At 67.2% G+C, this 17838-nt stretch carries 12 protein-coding genes and 1 tRNA gene; 11 read left to right on the plus strand and 2 right to left on the minus strand.

Translation table 11 applies throughout. From position 1 onward, the window contains the following. Window positions 1-80: 80 nt before the first annotated feature. Window positions 81-2012: an FAD/NAD(P)-binding protein gene (locus FBY33_RS08610; protein ID WP_142030210.1), complete on the plus strand. Its 1932-nt coding sequence runs from the start codon at window positions 81-83 to the stop codon at window positions 2010-2012. A 72-nt stretch (window positions 2013-2084) separates the two neighbouring features. Here FBY33_RS08610 and FBY33_RS08615 read toward each other — a convergent pair whose 3' ends face one another. Beyond that, the gene (locus FBY33_RS08615; protein ID WP_142030211.1) at window positions 2085-6617 is read right to left on the minus strand and encodes an ExeM/NucH family extracellular endonuclease; all 4533 of its coding nucleotides are present in this window, start codon (window positions 6615-6617) and stop codon (window positions 2085-2087) included. Window positions 6618-7050: 433 nt separating this feature from the next. After that, window positions 7051-7138: transfer RNA gene (locus FBY33_RS08620), tRNA-Ser, on the minus strand. Between the two features lie 108 nt (window positions 7139-7246). On the opposite strand from FBY33_RS08620, the gene FBY33_RS08625 reads away from it, so the two are divergent. The 10 genes from FBY33_RS08625 to FBY33_RS08670 all read left to right on the plus strand — a co-directional run bounded on the left by FBY33_RS08625 (window position 7247) and on the right by FBY33_RS08670 (window position 17778). Continuing rightward, window positions 7247-8230, plus strand: coding sequence for an NAD(P)H-quinone oxidoreductase (locus tag FBY33_RS08625; protein WP_142030212.1), 984 nt, complete (start codon window positions 7247-7249; stop codon window positions 8228-8230). A 121-nt stretch (window positions 8231-8351) separates the two neighbouring features. After that, entirely contained in the window at window positions 8352-8957 is a 606-nt protein-coding gene (locus FBY33_RS08630; protein ID WP_142030213.1) for a PadR family transcriptional regulator, read from the plus strand. Then, window positions 8954-9691 carry an ABC transporter ATP-binding protein gene (locus FBY33_RS08635; RefSeq protein ID WP_142030214.1) on the plus strand — a complete coding sequence of 246 codons (738 nt, stop codon included), beginning with the start codon at window positions 8954-8956 and terminating at the stop codon, window positions 9689-9691. The genes FBY33_RS08630 and FBY33_RS08635 overlap by 4 nt, the downstream gene beginning before the upstream one ends. Then, window positions 9691-12555, plus strand: coding sequence for an FtsX-like permease family protein (locus FBY33_RS08640; RefSeq protein WP_142030215.1), 2865 nt, complete (start codon window positions 9691-9693; stop codon window positions 12553-12555). Before FBY33_RS08635 ends, FBY33_RS08640 begins: the two co-directional genes overlap by 1 nt. A gap of 93 nt (window positions 12556-12648) precedes the next feature. After that, window positions 12649-12933, plus strand: coding sequence for a DUF1540 domain-containing protein (locus FBY33_RS08645; protein WP_142030216.1), 285 nt, complete (start codon window positions 12649-12651; stop codon window positions 12931-12933). Between the two features lie 224 nt (window positions 12934-13157). Beyond that, window positions 13158-15455 carry a carbon starvation CstA family protein gene (locus FBY33_RS08650; protein ID WP_142030217.1) on the plus strand — a complete coding sequence of 766 codons (2298 nt, stop codon included), beginning with the start codon at window positions 13158-13160 and terminating at the stop codon, window positions 15453-15455. Then, on the plus strand, window positions 15455-15658 hold the full coding sequence (locus FBY33_RS08655; protein WP_142030218.1) for a YbdD/YjiX family protein: 204 nt from the start codon (window positions 15455-15457) through the stop codon (window positions 15656-15658). Before FBY33_RS08650 ends, FBY33_RS08655 begins: the two co-directional genes overlap by 1 nt. 79 nt (window positions 15659-15737) lie before the next feature. After that, window positions 15738-16364, plus strand: coding sequence for a bacterial proteasome activator family protein (locus tag FBY33_RS08660; RefSeq protein ID WP_142030219.1), 627 nt, complete (start codon window positions 15738-15740; stop codon window positions 16362-16364). Between the two features lie 7 nt (window positions 16365-16371). Then, window positions 16372-16815 (plus strand): hypothetical protein, encoded by a 444-nt coding sequence (locus tag FBY33_RS08665; protein ID WP_142030220.1) that lies wholly within the window; start codon window positions 16372-16374, stop codon window positions 16813-16815. Window positions 16816-16932: 117 nt separating this feature from the next. Then, entirely contained in the window at window positions 16933-17778 is an 846-nt protein-coding gene (locus FBY33_RS08670) for an aldo/keto reductase (RefSeq protein ID WP_142030221.1), read from the plus strand. The last annotated feature ends 60 nt before the right edge of the window (window positions 17779-17838 follow it).

Here is a 17838-nt window from a genome sequence, read left to right on the forward strand (position 1 = left end):
CCCATCCAAACAACATCCCCCAAGGCTGGCAAGTCAAGCGTCCAGCGCAGACTCCGCTTCCAGCCCGTACGCTGGATGCCGTGGAATTATCGCAGAGCAACCGGGCCGTCATCATCGGCGGCGGCCCCCGTGGCACCAGCGTGCTGGAGCGGCTGCTCGCCCACACCAACGCAGCGGGCACACCCGTGCGGCTGCACATCGACGTGGTTGACCCCTACCCGGCAGGCCCCGGGCACGTGTGGCAGCCCGGGCAGTCCCGGCTGTTCCTGATGAACACCCAGTCGTTCTACCCCACCCTGATCCCGCAGGACCCGGCGCTGCCCGCGCCGGTTGCGGGCACCACGTTCGACCAGTGGCGGGGGCAGCAGCAGCGGGACCCGCTGCAAGCCCTCACCGGCGAGGAACGGGCGGAACTGGCGGTGCTTGAGTCGAACGACTTTCCCAGCCGGGCCCTGTACGGGCGCTACCTTCAGTGCACGCTGGAGGAACTGCTGGGCAACGCTCCCGATGGCGTGACGGTCGACTTCCACGAAACGTCCGCCCTGTCGGTGCGTCCCGTCGGGGACGGAATGTTCGACGTCGGCCTGGCAACGGGCGCCACGATCCGGGCCAACTCCGTGGTGCTGGCCCTGGGGCACATCCCGTCGCGGCTGAATCCGGAACAGCGCGACCTGCAGGCCTCCGCCGCGCAGCTTGGGCTGCAGTACTTTCCCCCAGCCGCGCCCGCCGACGTGGACTGGTCCCGGATCCCCGCCGGCGAACCGGTCCTGGTCCGTGGGATGGGCCTGAACTTCTTCGACACGATGGGGCAGTTGACCGAAGGCCGCGGGGGGAAGTTCGTGTCCACCGGCAGCCGGCTCGAATACGAACCGTCCGGCCAGGAACCCCTGATCATCGCGGCGTCCCGGCGCGGGACCCCCTACCGGGCCAAAGCAGCCCTCAACGGCTACTACGCCGCGTCTGTCACGCTCCGCTACCTCACGGAGGCCGCCCTGGAACGGCTGGCGAAGGCGGGAATCAGGCCCTCGTTCGACCACGACCTGTGGCCGCTGCTGCACCGCGACGCCCTCTGGGCCTACTACTCAACGCTCGTGCGCTCGCAGCCGGCCGCGGTCCCGGATGCGAAGGTCTTCCTCGCAGCGCTGGAGGAAGCCCTGCAGCCGCACGCGCACAGCGCCGCCAAATGGGAAGACAACGTGGAGAGCGTCCTGGCCGTCCACGTCGGTCCACGGCACCGCCTGGACCTGCCGGGCCTGGCAGCCCCGCTGGCCGGCCGGTCGTTCGCGTCCCGTCGGGAGCATGACGCAGCAGTGGTGGAATTCCTGCTGGACGATGCGCGCCGTTCAGCCCTCGGCGAGGACGACCCCGTCAAAATGGCCATCGCCGCGCTGCACCACGGGCGGGCCGTCCTCAAGACGGCCGTGGCCGACGGCGGCATCACCGACGAGTCCTGGGTCGCCGGGCTGCGTGGCTGGTTTGAGTCCTTCGTGGAGGGCCTCGCCAGCGGCCCCCCGGCGCTGCGCGCCGAACAGCTTGCCGCGCTGGCCAGGGCAGGGGTGGTCAGCTTTGTTGGGCCGGACCCCAAATTCGGGGTGGACCGGAAGTCCGCGATGTTCACGGCGTCCTCGCCGTGGGTTGCGGGTCCCCCGGTCATGGCACGGACCATGGTGGAGGCCCTTGCCCCTGGCAACCGGGTGTCGGCCAACCATTCGCCGGTCCTGGAACAGTTGCTGGCGGACGGCCTGGTGAGGCCCCGGCTCATGATGACCGCAGAGGGTGCCCCGACCGAGTCCACAGGCCTGGACGTGGAACCGCATCCGTACCGCCCGGTTGCCGCCAACGGCTCCGTGACCGAAGGCCTGTACGTGCTGGGACTGCAATTGTCCTCCACCCAGTGGGGCACGGCCATCGCGGCCGAGGCCCTTCAGCCCGGCGGCCCCGCCTACCGCAGCGGCCAGCGCACCCTCCGCGATGCCAACGAGATCGCGGCCGCCATCCTCCGCAGGGCTTAAATGCCGATGCGCCATCACTTGTGGTCCCTAAACCGGTGGAATGGGGACCACAAGTGATGGCGCATCTGGAGGTTAGCCCCGCAGGCAGGCGCGGTGGGCGGCCATGGCCTGCCCGTAGTTCGCCTGGCCCCTCACGTCAGCCGGACGGGCGGGCTTGACCGGCGGGACGCAGACCGGCTGGGCCGGAGTCTCCGCACCGACCAGTACCGCCACCTTCACCACGGTGCCGGACTCGACGGCGGTGAGCACCAGTGTGGCCCCGCCCTCCGCTGCCCCGGCCGGGACCGCCAGGTTCACCGTGGCCGCCCCGGAGGCGACCGGAACGGTGCCCAGCTGCGTCACGGTCCCGGCGGAGTCCGTGAACGAAGCCTCGAGGGCCGTGTTCACCGGGCTGCCGAGCGAGGTCAGGTCCAGCTTGGAGACTGCCAGCGTGACCGGTTCGCCGCGCTTGACCCCAGTGGCGGTGGTGTTGGTGACAGCCACGGATCGCCGGGCGAAGTCCGGGGACACCGGACTGCTCTTCTGCAGGTACCCGATCCAGGCATCCCGGTCCACCAGCCCGGAATCCCGGGTGTTGGTGCCCTCGGTGAAGATCCTGAAGTTGTCGCCGCCGGTTGCCAGGAAGCTGAACGTGCCTACCCGGTAGGACCTGACCGGGTCCAGCAGTTCACCGTTCACCCGAACCGAGGTGATGCGGTCCCCGGCTGCACGGGCGGCGTCATAGGTGTAGTTCACGTTCTTCGACAGGCCCAGCTGCAGGTACGCACGGCTGGGAACAGTGCCGTCCGGGTTGGTCTGCCACTGCTGCTCCAGCAGGGTCTTGAACTGGGCGCCGGTCAGGGACGTGGTCCACAGGTTGTTCACGAACGGCAGCACCGCGTTGGCCTCGGCGTAGGTAATGGTGCCGTCCGGCGCGTAATACAGCTCGTTGCGCAGCCCGCCGGGATTCACGACGCCGATCTCCGCCCCGCCAAGCTCGGGGGACTTCAGCGAATCCAGCAGGGAGTCGGCCACCAGGTTACCCAGGGTGGACTCACTGCTGCGGTCATCGCGCTTGGCGGTTCCGGTGGCATCGGTGGTGAAGGCGGTGGTCACGTCCTTGGTGACCGAGCCGATGGGCTGGTTGCCAACCACAGCGGCGTCCGCCAGGGCCTTCTTGACGATCGCGTCGACGGCGGCCACCCGCGGGTAAGCGGCAACCAGGTCAGCGGCCGGATCCGTTGTCCGCTTGACGTTTCCGGCCTTGTACGCGGTCACCTGCTTGCTGGCGGTGTCCACCGTCAACTGGATCTGGCCCACGTTCTCGCCGTAGTTGCCGGTCTGCACGATCGGCCGGGTCTTGCCTGCCACGCCGGGCACGGGTGCGTCCCAGGCATATTCCTTGTGCGTGTGGCCGGTGAAGATCGCATCCACCTCGGGGGAAGTTTCGGTGACCAGCTTCGCGAAAGGCCCGCCGGCCGCCACTTCCTGCTCCAAAGTGGCGCCTTCCACCACGCCGGAGCCGGCGCCGTCGTGATCCTCCACGATGATCACGTCGGCCAGCTTGTCCGCCGTGATCTTTGCGGCCACCCGGTTGATGGCATCCACCGGGTCCCCAAAGTCGAGATCGGCGATGCCGGCCGGCGTCACCAGGGACGGGACCTCCTGGGTGACGGTGCCGATCACGGCGACCTTCACGCCGTTCAGGTCCAGCACCGTGTACTCCGGAAGTACCGGCTCGGTGGTGCCCTTCCTGTAAACGTTCGCCCCCAGGTACGGGAACTTGGCGTTGGTGCCGCCCGCGATGACCCGGTCGCGCAGGTCCGCCCAGCCGCCGTCGAACTCGTGGTTGCCCACGGCAGACGCCTTCAGTTCCAGGGCATTGAGTACATCGATGGTGGGCTGGTCCTTGGCAACCGCGGAGGCGAACAGGGAAGCGCCGATGTTGTCACCGGCGGACAGGAACGCGGTGGCGCCGGGGGCGGCCGCGGCCCGCAATTTCTCGATGGTGCCGGCGAACTGGACCGTGTTGGTGTCGATCCTGCCGTGCAAGTCGTTGATGTTCAGGAGATTGAGGTCAACGGTGGCAGGTGTGGACGGCAGGTTCAGGCCGACCACCACGGGGTCGTGGTCGCTGGCACGGAACTGGTCCGGGGCGTAGTAGTTGGTGATGTTGTTGTTGTAGCGGCTGTATTCCAGCGCCACGGATTCCACGGAGTTGATGTTCCAGATGTCAGCGCCCGTGACCACGGCATTGGCTGCCGGAGAGGCAAGGATGTGGTCCAGGGACCCCACCAGGCCGCCGAACAGGTAGGAGTGCTTGGCGGAGCCGTCGGCGTTGCGGGCCTTGTCGTCCTGGTTGACGTAGCCTGCGGCGGTCAGGACATTGATCGGGTCTTCTTTGCCGTAGGAGTTGAAGTCGCCGGCCAGGAACACCTTATCGGTGCCCTTGGACTTCTGCAGTTCGTCGGCAAAGGCGAGCAGGGACTGCGCCTGCGCAGTCCGGGCGAGGTTCGAGGCACCCTGGCCCTTGTCGGTGTCGTCCGGGGTAGCAGCCGAGCCCTTGGACTTGAAGTGGTTGGCGATTGCGATGAATTCGGTGCCGGCTCCGCCGCCCACAGGTTTGAAGACCTGGGCCAGCGGCTTGCGGGCGCTCGCAAAGGCCACGGTGTCGTTGTGGATGATGGATTCACCTACGGGTTCGGCCACGGCCTTCTTGAAAATGAACGCGGTGCGGATCATGTCCTCGTCAGCCAGCGGCGGAGCGTTGGCGGGGGAGCGGACGTAGTCCCAGATACCGGGGCTGGGGATGTTGAGGGCTTCCACCAGCCTGGCCAGGGCATCGTCCCGGTTCTTGCCGAACTGCGCGGAGTTCTCGACTTCCATCAGGGTCACCACGTCGGCGCCGGACTTGGTGATGGCGGAGACGATCTTGTCCTGCTGGCGCTGGAAGTTCTCGGCGTTGGCAGCCCCGCGGGCATCACAGCCGCCGCGGACCGTGATCGGGTTGCCGTCGCGGTCCTCGTAGAACGTGCACCCGGACAACGTGTCGCCCGTGGTGGGGAAGTAGTTCAGGACGTTGAAGGACGCAATCTTCACGTTGCCGCCCACGGCCGCGGGAGCTTCGGTGCGGGTGGCCCCGAAGCTGGCCGGCTGGACCGTAGCCTTGTTGGCTTCGGTGAGATGGGTCAGCGGCTGGAGCTTCCAGGAGTTGTTGGCGTAGCCCAGCACCACGTTGGTGTTGAAGGTAGCCGGGGAGCCCACGCGGACGGGGTCTGCAGTTGTGAGGTACGGAAGCACCTCGGCCTTGGTGGTGGCGTCCTTGAGGAAGTTGGTGCTGGACCCGTCATCGAGCTTGATGCCCCGGGCAGCATTGTCCGCGACGACGGCGGCGTACTCAGATGAGCCATACGGCGCGACGGCGGTGGGCTGCACCAGGGGAGTGGTTCCGCCGGCCAGGCCAATCTCGCCGTACTGGTTCAGGCTGTAATTGTCGCTTACGGTCAAAGGTCCCTGGGGTGCCAGGAGCATGCCCTCCAGCGACTCACGGAAGGCCTCGGTGGCGGGCAGGGTGAAGAGTGCCGGCTTGACCTCGGGAGCGGCGTCGCTGAGCTTGGTGAGCCCGGATTCGGCTGTGACGTTGAGTTGGGTCATGCCGTAGTACTCGGCCACCGTGCCGGTTACCTGGACGTAGTCGCCGGCCTGCACTGAGGCCACCGTGGCGGGGGAATAGACGAAGATTCCGTCGGAGGCTGAGTGGTCGGTGGCCGTCAGGTCACCGCCGGTGCCGGGGGTTTGGAGGTAGTAGCCGTTGAGCCCGCCCGTGGGGAAGGCCGCGGTGACTTTGCCCATGGTGGTGACAGTGGCGCCGGCCAGGGGGCTTTCCGTTCCGGTGCCCTGGATTTCCGCGATGGCCTTGGCCACGGGGTCGGGGGTGGGGACTGGCATCGGATCCGGAGCGGTGCCGCCGGAGGAAGCCGGCGTGATGGCGGCGATGAGCGTGAAGTCTGCGGCGTTGCTGTTGCTGTCCGCGCCTGCGGTCCGGTTGAGGCTCTTCACGTCCGTGTTTGATGAAGGTGCCGCGGCGGCCCGGGTCTCGAAGGTGTTGGAGGTGCCGTAGCCCAGGAGGTCGGCCACGCCAGCCGTTTCCACCACGGAACCGGTGGGGAGGCCGACGGCGGTGGGCTGTTTGGCGAGCACGATGGTGCCGCTGCTGCCGCTGCTGCCGCTGAAGTTAAGGGCGCCGGCAACGAGGTCCGGCGCCGGCAGGTCCGCGCCGTTGGTGCCGTTGCTGCTGCCCTGTACCAGGTAGTAGCCCTTCGCGGGAATCGAACCTGACAGGGCGGCCACCCCCGTTGGAGCCGCGGTGCCGGTGCCGGAACGGTACTGCACGGACCAGCCGTCCAGGGAAACAGGAGCGTCGGAACTGTTGTACAGCTCCACGAATTTGTTCTTGTAGGCGGCGCCGGTGCTGCCGCCGTTCAAGTAGGCCTCGTTGATGACAACGGGGGAGGTGCCGGCCGCGGCTGAGACCTCCGCGGCCGCCGGGACAGCTGTCAGCGGGGCTGCGATGAGCCCCGCTGACAACGCTGTGCCCAGCGCTAACTTCCAAGGTGTTTGATGCATCCGCTCTTACTTTCATTGAGGTGTCCCGGTGGGGGACCCAGTGGAGTGCGTCCGGTTGTACCAATCGGACTGGGCCCGGATCCTGCTCCTGGTCAAGTGGGTGTCCGGCACATGACAACAGCAGTGAATGAACGCAGGTGGATGGAGCGTGCATTCGGCGGGACGTTCCCCAGCGGAGCGGCCCGCTCTCCGGCCCGGAGCTACCTGGCCCGAACCGGAGGTGCTGTTGGCGGGAGTGATGGCGCCGGCAAACCCCCAGGTGTGCCGGCAATCACAAACGATACCCGCGGGTAGCTTTCGGTCCAGGGTTTGGCGGCGGATTAATCCAAAGAATTTACGTGCCTGCAACAGGCGTGGCCCGGAAGTTCAGGACCCGGAAAGTTAAAGCAGGAAACCCCTGGCGGCCGTTGCCGGCTGCCAGGGGTTTCTTCCGCGGAAGGTAAGAGATTCGAACTCTTGGTACGGGGTTACCGCACACTGGTTTTCAAGACCAGCTCCTTCGGCCGCTCGGACAACCTTCCTCAGCTAGTAGTGTTTCATAGGCACTTGCCTGCAACAAAACAGGCCGGGGATGGTGACCGGTGCACACTGGTTGCAGTCAGGATTTGAGTCAGGAACGGGAGAGGTCCATGAAAGCCGTCTACATATCGGAACCGGGCGGCCCGGAAGTGCTGGAAGTCCGGGACGTGGATGCCCCGGTGCCCGGCCAGGGCGAGGTGCTCATTGATGTTGTGGCCGCAGGCCTGAACCGGGCTGATGTCCAGCAGCGCAGGGGTTTCTACCCGCCGCCGCCCGGAGCCTCCGAAATCCCGGGGCTGGAAGTGTCGGGCCGGATCGCAGGCTTTGGCCCCGGTGTCAGCAAGCCCTTCTCGCTGGGGGACAAGGTGGTGGCCCTGCTGGCCGGCGGCGGCTACGCCCAGCAGGTGGCGGTTCCGGCCGAACAGGTCCTGCGGGTGCCGGAAGGGGTGGACCTGGTCACCGCGGCGTCGCTGCCGGAGGTGGCCGCAACGGTCTACTCCAACCTGATCATGACGGCGCAGCTGCAGCCGGGTGAAACCGTCCTCATCCACGGGGCTACTGGCGGGATCGGCACCATGGCCATCCAGCTTGCCAAGGCCTTCGGTGCCAGGGTGGCCACCACAGCCGGCACAGAGGAAAAGGTCAGCACCGCCAAGGCCTTCCTTGGAGCGGACATTGCCATCAATTACGCCGAAGAGGACTTCCCGGAAAGTCTTCGGCGGCAGAATGACGGTAAGGGGGCGGATGTCATCCTGGACGTGGTGGGTGCCAAGTACCTGCAGCAGAACGTGGACGCCCTGGCGGACTACGGGCGCCTGGTGGTGATCGGGCTGCAGGGTGGCACCAAAGGTGAGCTGGACCTGGGCCTGTTGCTGAAGAAGCGCGCAGCCGTGGTGGCCACCGCCCTGCGGCCCCGGCCGGTGGCGGAAAAGGGTGCCATCATGACTGCGGTCCGGGATGCTGTCTGGCCGCTGGTGGCCGATGGCAGGATCCGCCCGCTGGTTGCCAAGACGTTCCCGCTGGACCAGGTGGCTGCGGCGCACCGCTATTTCGACAGCGGCGACCACGTGGGCAAAGTCCTTCTGGTCATGTAGCACCCCAAGTTACATACCCGGTATTGTTTCCGGCTCTCCTCCCCGCTAGTCTGCCTATACGCGGTATGCACGGGTCTTGGGGGCCTGTGCATACCGGTATCGACCAGCCCGGGGGAGCACAATGTCCATTCGCCACAGCCTCCTCGCCCTGCTGCAGGACCAGCCGCGTTACGGCTACCAGCTGCGGGTCGAGTTCGAGAACCGCACCGGAGCCACCTGGCCCCTGAATATCGGGCAGGTGTACACCACGCTTGACCGGCTGGAACGCGACGCCCTGGTGGCCAAGGAGGGCGACGACGGCGAAGGTCACGTCGTGTACAGCATCACCCCCGCCGGCAAGGCCGAGGTGCGGAGTTGGTTTGCCGCCCCCGTGGAGCGGAACAACCCGCCACGCAACGAGCTTGCGATCAAGCTCGCGCTCGCCGTCACCCTGCCCGGTGTGGATGTCCAGGCCATCATCCAGGCCCAGCGTGTGGCGTCGATCAGGGCGCTCCAGGACTACACCAAGGCGCGCCGCGACACGGCCGCCAACCAGCGGGCTACGGACACCGCCTGGCTGCTGGTCCTCGATTCGCTGATCTTCCAGACCGAAGCGGAAGTCCGCTGGCTGGACCTCTGCGAGGCCAGGATGGTCCAGCAGGCCCAGGCCGCTGCGACGGGTGGAGCACGGAAAACGTCCAACGGGGCCACGGAAGACGCCCCGCTCAATGCGGACAGCCGCCGGTGAGCGTGCAGGGTCCGCAGCAGGTCCTTGAACTCGCCAAGGTGGGCAGGACGTTCGGGGAAGGCGTGACGGCGGTCGCCGCCCTCCGCGACGTTGACCTCACCATCTCAGCAGGGGAGTTCGTGGCCGTCATGGGCCCGTCGGGCTCCGGCAAGTCCTCTCTCCTCGCCCTCGCCGGCGGACTGGACCGGCCGACGTCGGGCGCTGTCTATGTGGAGTCCACGCCCCTGGCAGGGCTGGGACTGAACGAACTGGCCCGCTTGCGCCGCCGTGCCGTCGGATATGTCTTCCAGGACTTCAACCTGGTCCCCACGCTGACCGCGGTGGAAAACGTGGCGCTGCCGCTGGAACTGGACGGAACATCCACCAGGAAAGCGCACCGGCAGGCCGCCGACGCGCTCCGGCAAGTGGGAATCCCGGAACTCGCGGACCGGTTCATGGACCAGATGTCCGGCGGCCAGCAGCAGCGTGTAGCCATAGCCCGGGCCATCGTCGGCCAGCGGCGGCTGATCCTGGCGGACGAACCCACCGGTGCCTTGGATTCCACCACAGGCCAGGGCGTCATGGAGGTCCTGCGCGCCCGCGCCGACGCCGGTGCAGGCGTCATGCTGGTCACGCACGAGGCCAGGCACGCAGCTTGGGCCGACAGGGTGGTCTTCCTTCGGGATGGGCGGATCATTGACCAGGCCGCCGCCATGCACGATCCCGCCATGCTCCTCAGCCAGGCCGGGCTCTGATGCCCCTGGACCTCGCTCCGGTGCCGCAAGGGCGCCGGAGCAGCTACCGGGTTGCCCTGCGGCTGGCACGCCGCGACATCGCACGGCACCGGGGACGGTCGCTCCTCATCGTGCTGCTGATCATGCTGCCCGTGGCGGGAATGACGGGCGCCGCCACCCTCTACCAGAGCTCGCAGCGGACACCGGGGGAGATCGTCAGCTACGAACTGGGCAATACCCAGGCCAGGTTCAGCGTCCTGCCGGTGCCCAGTGCGGACTCCTTCCAGGATCCGCTCAATGACGGCGTGGTCGCCTCCAGTACTGGCCGGTTCGACCCTGATTTCCAGCGAACGGACCCTTTCGACGCCATCCCGGCAGGCTACGACGTCCTGCCGCAGCGCCTGCTCCAGCTGACCACCGGCGTGGGGGAAGCCCTTGTTTCACTGCAGGGCCGCGAAGTGGATGCACTCAATCCGGCCTTCACCGGTAAATTCAGCCTCCTGGCCGGGCGGGCCCCGAGCGGCGGGACGGAGGTGCTTGCTTCGCCCGGGCTGATGACGCGTTTCCACCTCACCTTCGGGCAGGAATTTGCGACGTCGGCAGGCACCTTCGTCCCGGTGGGCACCATCCGCGATGCCGGCGTTTCAGACGGCAACAGCATCCTGTACCTGCGGGCAGGCCAAGTGCCCGCTGACCTGGCCCAGGGGCCGCTGACCCGCCAGTCCGTGTCCTACTACCTGGTGGGCCCGGACCCGGTCACCTGGCCGCAGGTCAGGGAAGCCAACAGTAAAGGCGTGGGCGTGCTGTCCCGCAGCGTGGTGCTGAACCCGCCGTCCCGTGAGGAACGGACCGTCGCCGGTTCCCTTCCACGGGATGATTCGACGGAAGCGGTGGCAATCTACGCCAGTTTCGGGATGATCGGTGCACTGGCGCTGCTGGAGGTGGGCCTGCTGGCCGGTGCTGCCTTCGCCGTCGGCGCCAAGCAGCAGGTGCGTGAGCTGGCACTGCTGGCGTCCTCGGGCGCGGAAGGCGCCACCATCCGCGCTGTTGTCACCGCCGGGGGACTCTGGCTTGGCGGCCTTGCCGTTGCCGCGGGAGCCGCCGTGGGGCTGGGAGCTGCTGCCGTCCTCGTCCACGTGGTCCGGGCGAACGGATCCGCCCGGCTGCCGGGACTGCATCCGGATTTCCTCCTGACAGCCGCAGCCATGGCCATGGGACTGGCATCCTGCGCAATCGCGGCCATGGTGCCTGCACGGCAGGTGTCCCGGCAGGCAGTGCTGGGTGCCCTGAAAGCGGGGCGGGCTCCCGCGGCGAAGAGCCGGCGGGCAACGCTGGCCGGCGCCGGTACGGTGGTGCTTGCCGCCGGGCTGTTGGCGGCCGGTTGGGTTTTGGGACGCTACACCAACGATCCGGACCGGCAGGCGGAGCAGCTGCCGCTGGTGGTCACACTGCTCATCCTCGGCGCCGTGCTGGCGGTAGTCGGCCTGGTGCTGCTGACCGGCTGGCTGGTCCTCCGCTTGACCTCCCGCATCCAGTGGATGCCGCTGCCCCTTCGGATGGCGGCCCGGGATTCGGCGCGGAACCGCGGCCGCAGCGTTCCCGCGGTCGCGGCGGTACTCGCCGCCGCAACCCTGGCAAGCGCGGCCCTGGTTCTTTCTGCCAGCCAACAGGCGGGGCTGCGGGAGTCGCATTACTGGGGTGCGCTGGAAAACCAGGCGTACCTGCCGCTGGTCGTGGACCCGCCTGCATCAGCCGATGGCAGCAGGCAGCCGTCCGTCCGGATGGATGCCCACCAACTCTCCTCTGCGGTGGCAGATGCCCTGGGCACTGTTGAATCGACCCAGGTCATCACCGCGCCTGAGAGCCTGCGCAACTGCCCCGAGGGTCCCAGCGACCTCGCAATGCCCGCCCGGACGGCAACCTCCAACTGCCTGTTGTACTCATTGGCTAAACCTGCAGCCAACCAGTGCCCCAGGACGCCCAAGGGAAGGCTGCTGGACCCGGGCGACTGGCGGTGCCGCGGCTCCCTGGTCAACGAACAACCGTCCGGGCCGGCCATCCTGGTTGGCGGCGAGGAGGACATCAGGGCGGCGCTGGGCCGCAGCGCCACCCCGCAGGCCCTTGCGGTGCTGAACGCCGGCGGGATGGTGGTGACCAACCCGGTGTTCGTCAGTGACGGAAGGGTACTGCTGGAGGGGAAGGATGTGCGGACCCACGAGCCGGCATCTTCGGGGCCCGGCACCGTCCACGCAACCGTCAGGAGCGACTCCCTTGCAGCGGCAGTGCTGGAACCGGCTGTCCCCGTGCCCTACTACGGCGTGGTCTCCCGTGAAACCGCGGAACGCCTGGACCTCCACGTGGCCCCCGCCGGAGTGCTCGTGCAGCTTTCGACCTACCCCTCCGAGGCTGCGGCGGATGCAGCCTCAGCTGCGGCCGCCGCTGTCTACGGGCAGCCCGGCATGCCTTTCCAGCCGGAAGAGGGCATCTCGCAGGCACATCAGTGGATCACCTGGTCCATCGTGGCCGCGGCTGCACTCATCACCTTCAACGCGGCGGGCATTACCACTGGGCTGTCGATGGCAGATGCCCGGAAGGACCATGCGGTCCTGGCCGGCGTCGGTGCCTCGCCACGGCTGCGCAAGGCGCTTGCCGGGTCGCAGGGACTGTTCACCAGCGGGGTCGGAGCGGCCCTGGGAACGCTGGCGGGATCGGTGCCCGCGGTCCTGCTGGCCCTGTCCACCGACATGCGGACAGCCCTTGAGGTTCCCTGGCTGCAATTGTCCGCACTCATTGCGGCAGTACCTTTGACGGCTGCCGCGCTCGCCTGGGTTTTTACCCGCCCCGGGCTGCCGCTGCAGCGACGCGGGTGGATCCAGCGGCATTAGGACACACAATTGGGTCTTTTTGATCGCGGCGATCAGGCCTACGGTGGGTTCCGGGAGCCGCCCGCCGGGCGGCGGAACTTACGGAGGAACGCCATGACAACACATGTTGCCGACTGCAGTGTCACCCGTTGCTCATTCAACGACCACGAAGGCTGCACCGCGCACGCCATCACTGTTGGCGGAAGCCAGGACCATGCATCCTGCGCCACTTTCATCGAGACCGGCATCCACGGCGGCCTGCCCAAGGTGCTGGCGGATGTCGGTGCATGCCAGCGCGCCGAGTGCGTCCACAACGAGCACCTGATGTGCAATGCCCCGGAGGTGCACGTGGGGCCCGGCGCCGACAACGCCGACTGCCTCACCTACGCCCACGCCTGACTGTCCCTGCCCATGACCCTCACGCAGGCTCCCGCCCGGAATCCTGGACGGGAGCCTTCGATGTGCCGCCGCCCGCCGTCGGCCACGTGATCCTGCTCATTCGGCGCCGGCTCACCGCCGCTCGCCGCACAGCCCGGCGCCCCGCCGCCGTCGGGCGTTCCCGGAATGTTACCCCTTGGTAGGGTTCCCAGTAGCAAAAGTGGGAAATCTCTCAAGGAGGAGACATGGCCGAAGTGCCTGACCAGCGGAAGAACGGATCCCGGGCGGAGGGAGGACTGGCGACGGACCCGGATCTTCCCCCGCCCGCTGTGGACAAGGCACGGCTTGAGGCCGAGGACCGGAGGTGGACGCCGGGCAAGATCGCCCTCTGGGCCGCGATCGCACTCCTGGGCGGGGTCGCATGGTTCATGCTGGCGATCGTCCGCGGGGAAACCGTCAATGCCATCTGGTTCGTCTTTGCCTCCGTGTGCACGTACCTGATCGGGTACCGCTTCTACTCCAAGGTGATCGAGCGCTACATCACCAAGCCTGACGACCGCCGCGCCACCCCTGCCGAATACAAGGCCGACGGCAAGGACTACGTCCGTACGGACCGCAACGTCCTGTTCGGCCACCACTTTGCCGCCATCGCCGGCGCGGGCCCGCTGGTGGGCCCGATCATCGCGGCCCAGATGGGGTATCTCCCCGGCACCATCTGGATCATTCTCGGCGTCGTCCTCGCCGGCGCAGTCCAGGACTACCTGGTCATGTTCTTTTCCATGCGCCGCGGCGGCCGCTCCCTCGGCCAGATGGCCCGCGAGGAACTCGGTATCATCGGCGGCACTGCCGCCCTCATCGCCACCCTGCTGATCATGGTGATCATCGTGGCCATCCTGGCGCTCGTCGTCGTCAACGCCCTGGGTGAAAGCCCGTGGGGCGTATTCTCCGTGGGAATGACCATCCCCATCGCCCTGTTCATGGGCGTCTACCTCCGCTTCCTGCGCCCCGGCAAGGTCATGGAGGTCTCGATCATCGGTTTCGTCCTCCTCATGGCGGCCATCATCGGCGGCGGCCTGGTGGCCCAGACGGAATGGGGCGCCACTGTATTCCACCTGGACAAGGTGACCATTGCCTGGGGCCTCCTTATCTACGGCTTCATCGCAGCGGTCCTGCCCGTGTGGCTGCTGCTGGCCCCGCGCGACTACCTCTCCACCTTCATGAAGATCGGCGTCATTGTGATGCTCGCGCTGGCCATCATCGTGGTCCGGCCCGAAGTCAGCGTCCCGGCCTTCAGTGAATTCGCCAGCCGCGAGAACGGACCGGTGTTGTCCGGCGCCCTGTTCCCCTTCCTGTTCGTCACCATCGCCTGCGGTGCTTTGTCCGGTTTCCATGCCCTGATTTCCTCCGGCACCACCCCCAAGCTGGTGGAGAAGGAACGGCAGACCCGGTACATCGGGTATGGCGGAATGCTGATGGAATCCTTCGTGGCCATCATGGCGCTGGTGGCAGCCATCTCGATCGACCGCGGCCTCTACTTCGCCATGAACGCCCCCGCAGCCCTGACGGGCGGGACCGTGGAAACGGCAGCAACCTGGGTCAACAGCCTGGGCCTGAGCGGCGTCAACATCACGCCCGGCATACTGACCGAAACGGCGGCGAACGTTGGGGAGCAGAGCATCGTCTCCCGCACCGGCGGCGCGCCCACGCTGGCCGTGGGGCTGGCGCACATCATGCAGCAGTTCATCGGCGGGACGGCCATGATGGCGTTCTGGTACCACTTCGCCATCATGTTCGAGGCACTCTTCATCCTCACCGCCGTGGACGCCGGCACGCGCGTTGCCCGTTTCATGCTGCAGGACTCGATCGGCAACTTCGTCCCCAAGTTCAAGGAAGCCTCCTGGCGCCCGGGAGCCTGGCTCTGCACGGCCATCATGGTGGCTGCCTGGGGTGCCGTGCTGCTGATGGGCGTGACCGATCCACTGGGCGGCATCAACACCCTCTTCCCGCTGTTCGGTATCGCCAACCAGTTGCTGGCCGCCATCGCGCTGGCTGTATGCCTGGCGATCGTCGCCAAGCGCGGCACCTTCAAGTACCTGTGGATCGTTGCCCTGCCGCTGACCTTCGCCGCCGTGGTCACCATCACTGCCAGCTTCCAGAAGATCTTCTCGCCCGTCCCCGCCGTGGGGTACTTCGCCAACAACGCCGCCTTCAGCAAGGCGCTGGCCGACGGCAAGAAGGAGTTCGGCACCGCCAAGACCGTGGCCGCCATGGAAGCCGTGGTCCGCAACACCGCAATCCAGGGCTGGCTGTCCGTGATCTTCGTAGTGCTCACCATCATCGTGATCGCGACGGCGGTGCTCGCCACCGTCAAGGCCTTCCGCGACAGGGCGGCCGGGAGAGCCACCACGGACAACGAGGACCCGGCAGTTCCTTCGCGGGTCTTCGCCCCCGCGGGGCTGGTGCCGACAACGGCCGAACGGGAACTGGCAGCCGAATGGGAAAGGGTGCCCGCAGAAGCACGGCTTGAACGGGCCGGGCACTGATGAGCGCCGGCATGGCCCTGGTGGCCAATGGATTCCGCGGCTTCGCCCGTTACCTGGGCGGAGTCATGGGCGCGGACGCCTATGCCAAGTACCTGGAACACCACAGGGCGGCCGGGCACCAGGAACCACCCCTCACTGAACGCCAGTTCTGGCGGGACCGCACGGACCGCCAGGACGCCAACCCGCAGGGGAGGTGCTGCTGATTGAGCCGGCAGCGGACAAGCCCGCCACAGGCCTTCATGGGTGGACCCCGGGGCGGATGGGCCGTGAGAGTATGAACGCATGAGCGATCCCAATGACACTCAGGCACCTGAGGACCTCCCGGTAGAAGGCACTCCCGTTGACGACACCCAGGACCCGGTACAGGTTCCGTCCGCCGTGGACGGCAAGCCCCGGGGCAGCAGCCTGCAGGACTTGGTGGACGAGCCGGCCAAGGTGATGCGGATCGGCACCATGATCCGGCAACTGCTTGAAGAGGTGAAGTCCGCGCCGCTGGACGACGCTGCGAGGGGCAGGCTGGCGGCCATCCATGCGCGTTCCATCAAGGAGCTGGAGGACGGGCTTGCGCCCGAGCTCGTGGCGGAACTGGACAGGATCAACCTGCCGTTCTCCAATGAGGCCACCCCCTCCGATGCCGAGCTTCGGATCGCCCAGGCCCAGCTGGTGGGCTGGCTGGAGGGCCTGTTCCACGGGATCCAGACCGCCATCGCCGCACAGAACGCCGCCCGCGAACACGCCGCAGCGCAGCTGCAGCTTCGCCAGTTGCCGCCGGGCACCATGATTGCCCCCGGCGTCGTCATTGGCGAAAACGGTGAGCCGCAGCGTGCCCCGGCCGGGGCACGCCCCGGTCCGCAGGCACGGCCCGGCCAGCGTGACGACCCGGACCACGGTCCCGGGCAGTACCTGTAGGTTCCGCTTGGGCCTTTTCAGCGCCGCCCGGCAGGGGCGCAAAGATGACGCGGAATTGGGCAAGGGGTTGTGGCGCCGCGCGCACGACCGCTTCCAACGGGGACTTGACCGCTTCCACCAGGTGCTCGAGGGCGTGGAGGACGACCAGCTGTACGGCGAACTGCTTGAGATCGCCAACGAACTGGCTGCCCTCCTGCAGCGCGTCCGGGCGGTGTGCATGGAGGCGCAGCGGCGTGCGCCCAGCGAGGGCCTGGACATACCGGCAGGCCTGGCGGACGTGCACCGGTCCCTGTCCAAGGCCGGCAATTCGCTCGCCACCACCGCCGAAGCGGCGGCAATGCTTCGGCTCGCCGTGGGCCCGGTGCCGGTGGGTGCCGCGTCGGTGCGGCGCCGGGCTGACGCCGTGTTCCAGCAGGTGGACGACGCCGAGAGGCGGCTTCGCGGGGACTAGCTGGTCCGATGCCTCGAAAATATTCCCTGTTGGGCAGGAGAATATTGCGGTTAAGCGGGTGGCTTACATCGACCCAAACGGGGGCGTGGCGCGGGGGACGTTTGGCAGGATGAAGGAATGACTTCTTCACCTACCTTGACTTTCAACGACGGAAACACGATCCCCCAGCTCGGCTACGGTGTGTGGCAGGTTGAGGACGACGTGGCTGAAAAGGTTGTCCGCCAGGCGTTTGAAGCCGGCTTCCGCCACATCGACACTGCGAAGATTTACGGCAATGAGGCAGGGGTTGGCCGTGCCATCGCCAGCTCCGGCCTCTCCCCGGAACAGATTTTCATCACCACCAAGCTGTGGAACGCGGACCAGGGGTATGAGTCCACCCTCGCCGCCTTCGAGGAATCCATGACCCGGCTTGGCCTCGAAACGCTGGATCTCTACCTGATCCACTGGATGCAGCCCAAGCAGGACAAGTACGTTGACACCTGGAAGGCGCTGATCGAACTCCAGAAGCGCGGCCGCGTCAAGTCCATCGGCGTCTCCAACTTCACCGCCGAGGGCCTGCAGCGCCTGATCGACGAAACCGGAGTGGTTCCGGCCATCCACCAGATCGAGCTGCACCCGTACTTCAACCAGCGTGAACTGCGGGACTTTGGAGCCGAAAAGGGCATCCTGACCCAGGCTTGGTCTCCGCTGGGCCAGGGCGGGGAACTGCTGCAGGACCCTGTTGTCGCCTCGATCGCTGCGAAGCACCAGGCCACCCCTGCCCAGGTGGTCATCGCATGGCACCTCGCCATCGGCAACGTGGTCATCCCCAAGTCCGTCACCGAGTCCCGGATCAAGGAGAACTTCGCGGCACTTGAGGTTTCCCTGGACGCTGAGGACGTTGAAGCCATCAACAACCTGGACCGGACCGCCAGCGGCGAAGGCCGCATTGGACCCGATCCCGCGGTCTCCGACTTCGCGTAACCCGCGACGGCGGCACCGGCCCAACAGGCCGGGGAATCCGCCAAACCAACGTCAGCCCGC

Origin of the sequence: Arthrobacter sp. SLBN-112, from assembly GCF_006715225.1 — a bacterium.
In the GTDB taxonomy this organism is placed as follows: domain Bacteria; phylum Actinomycetota; class Actinomycetes; order Actinomycetales; family Micrococcaceae; genus Arthrobacter.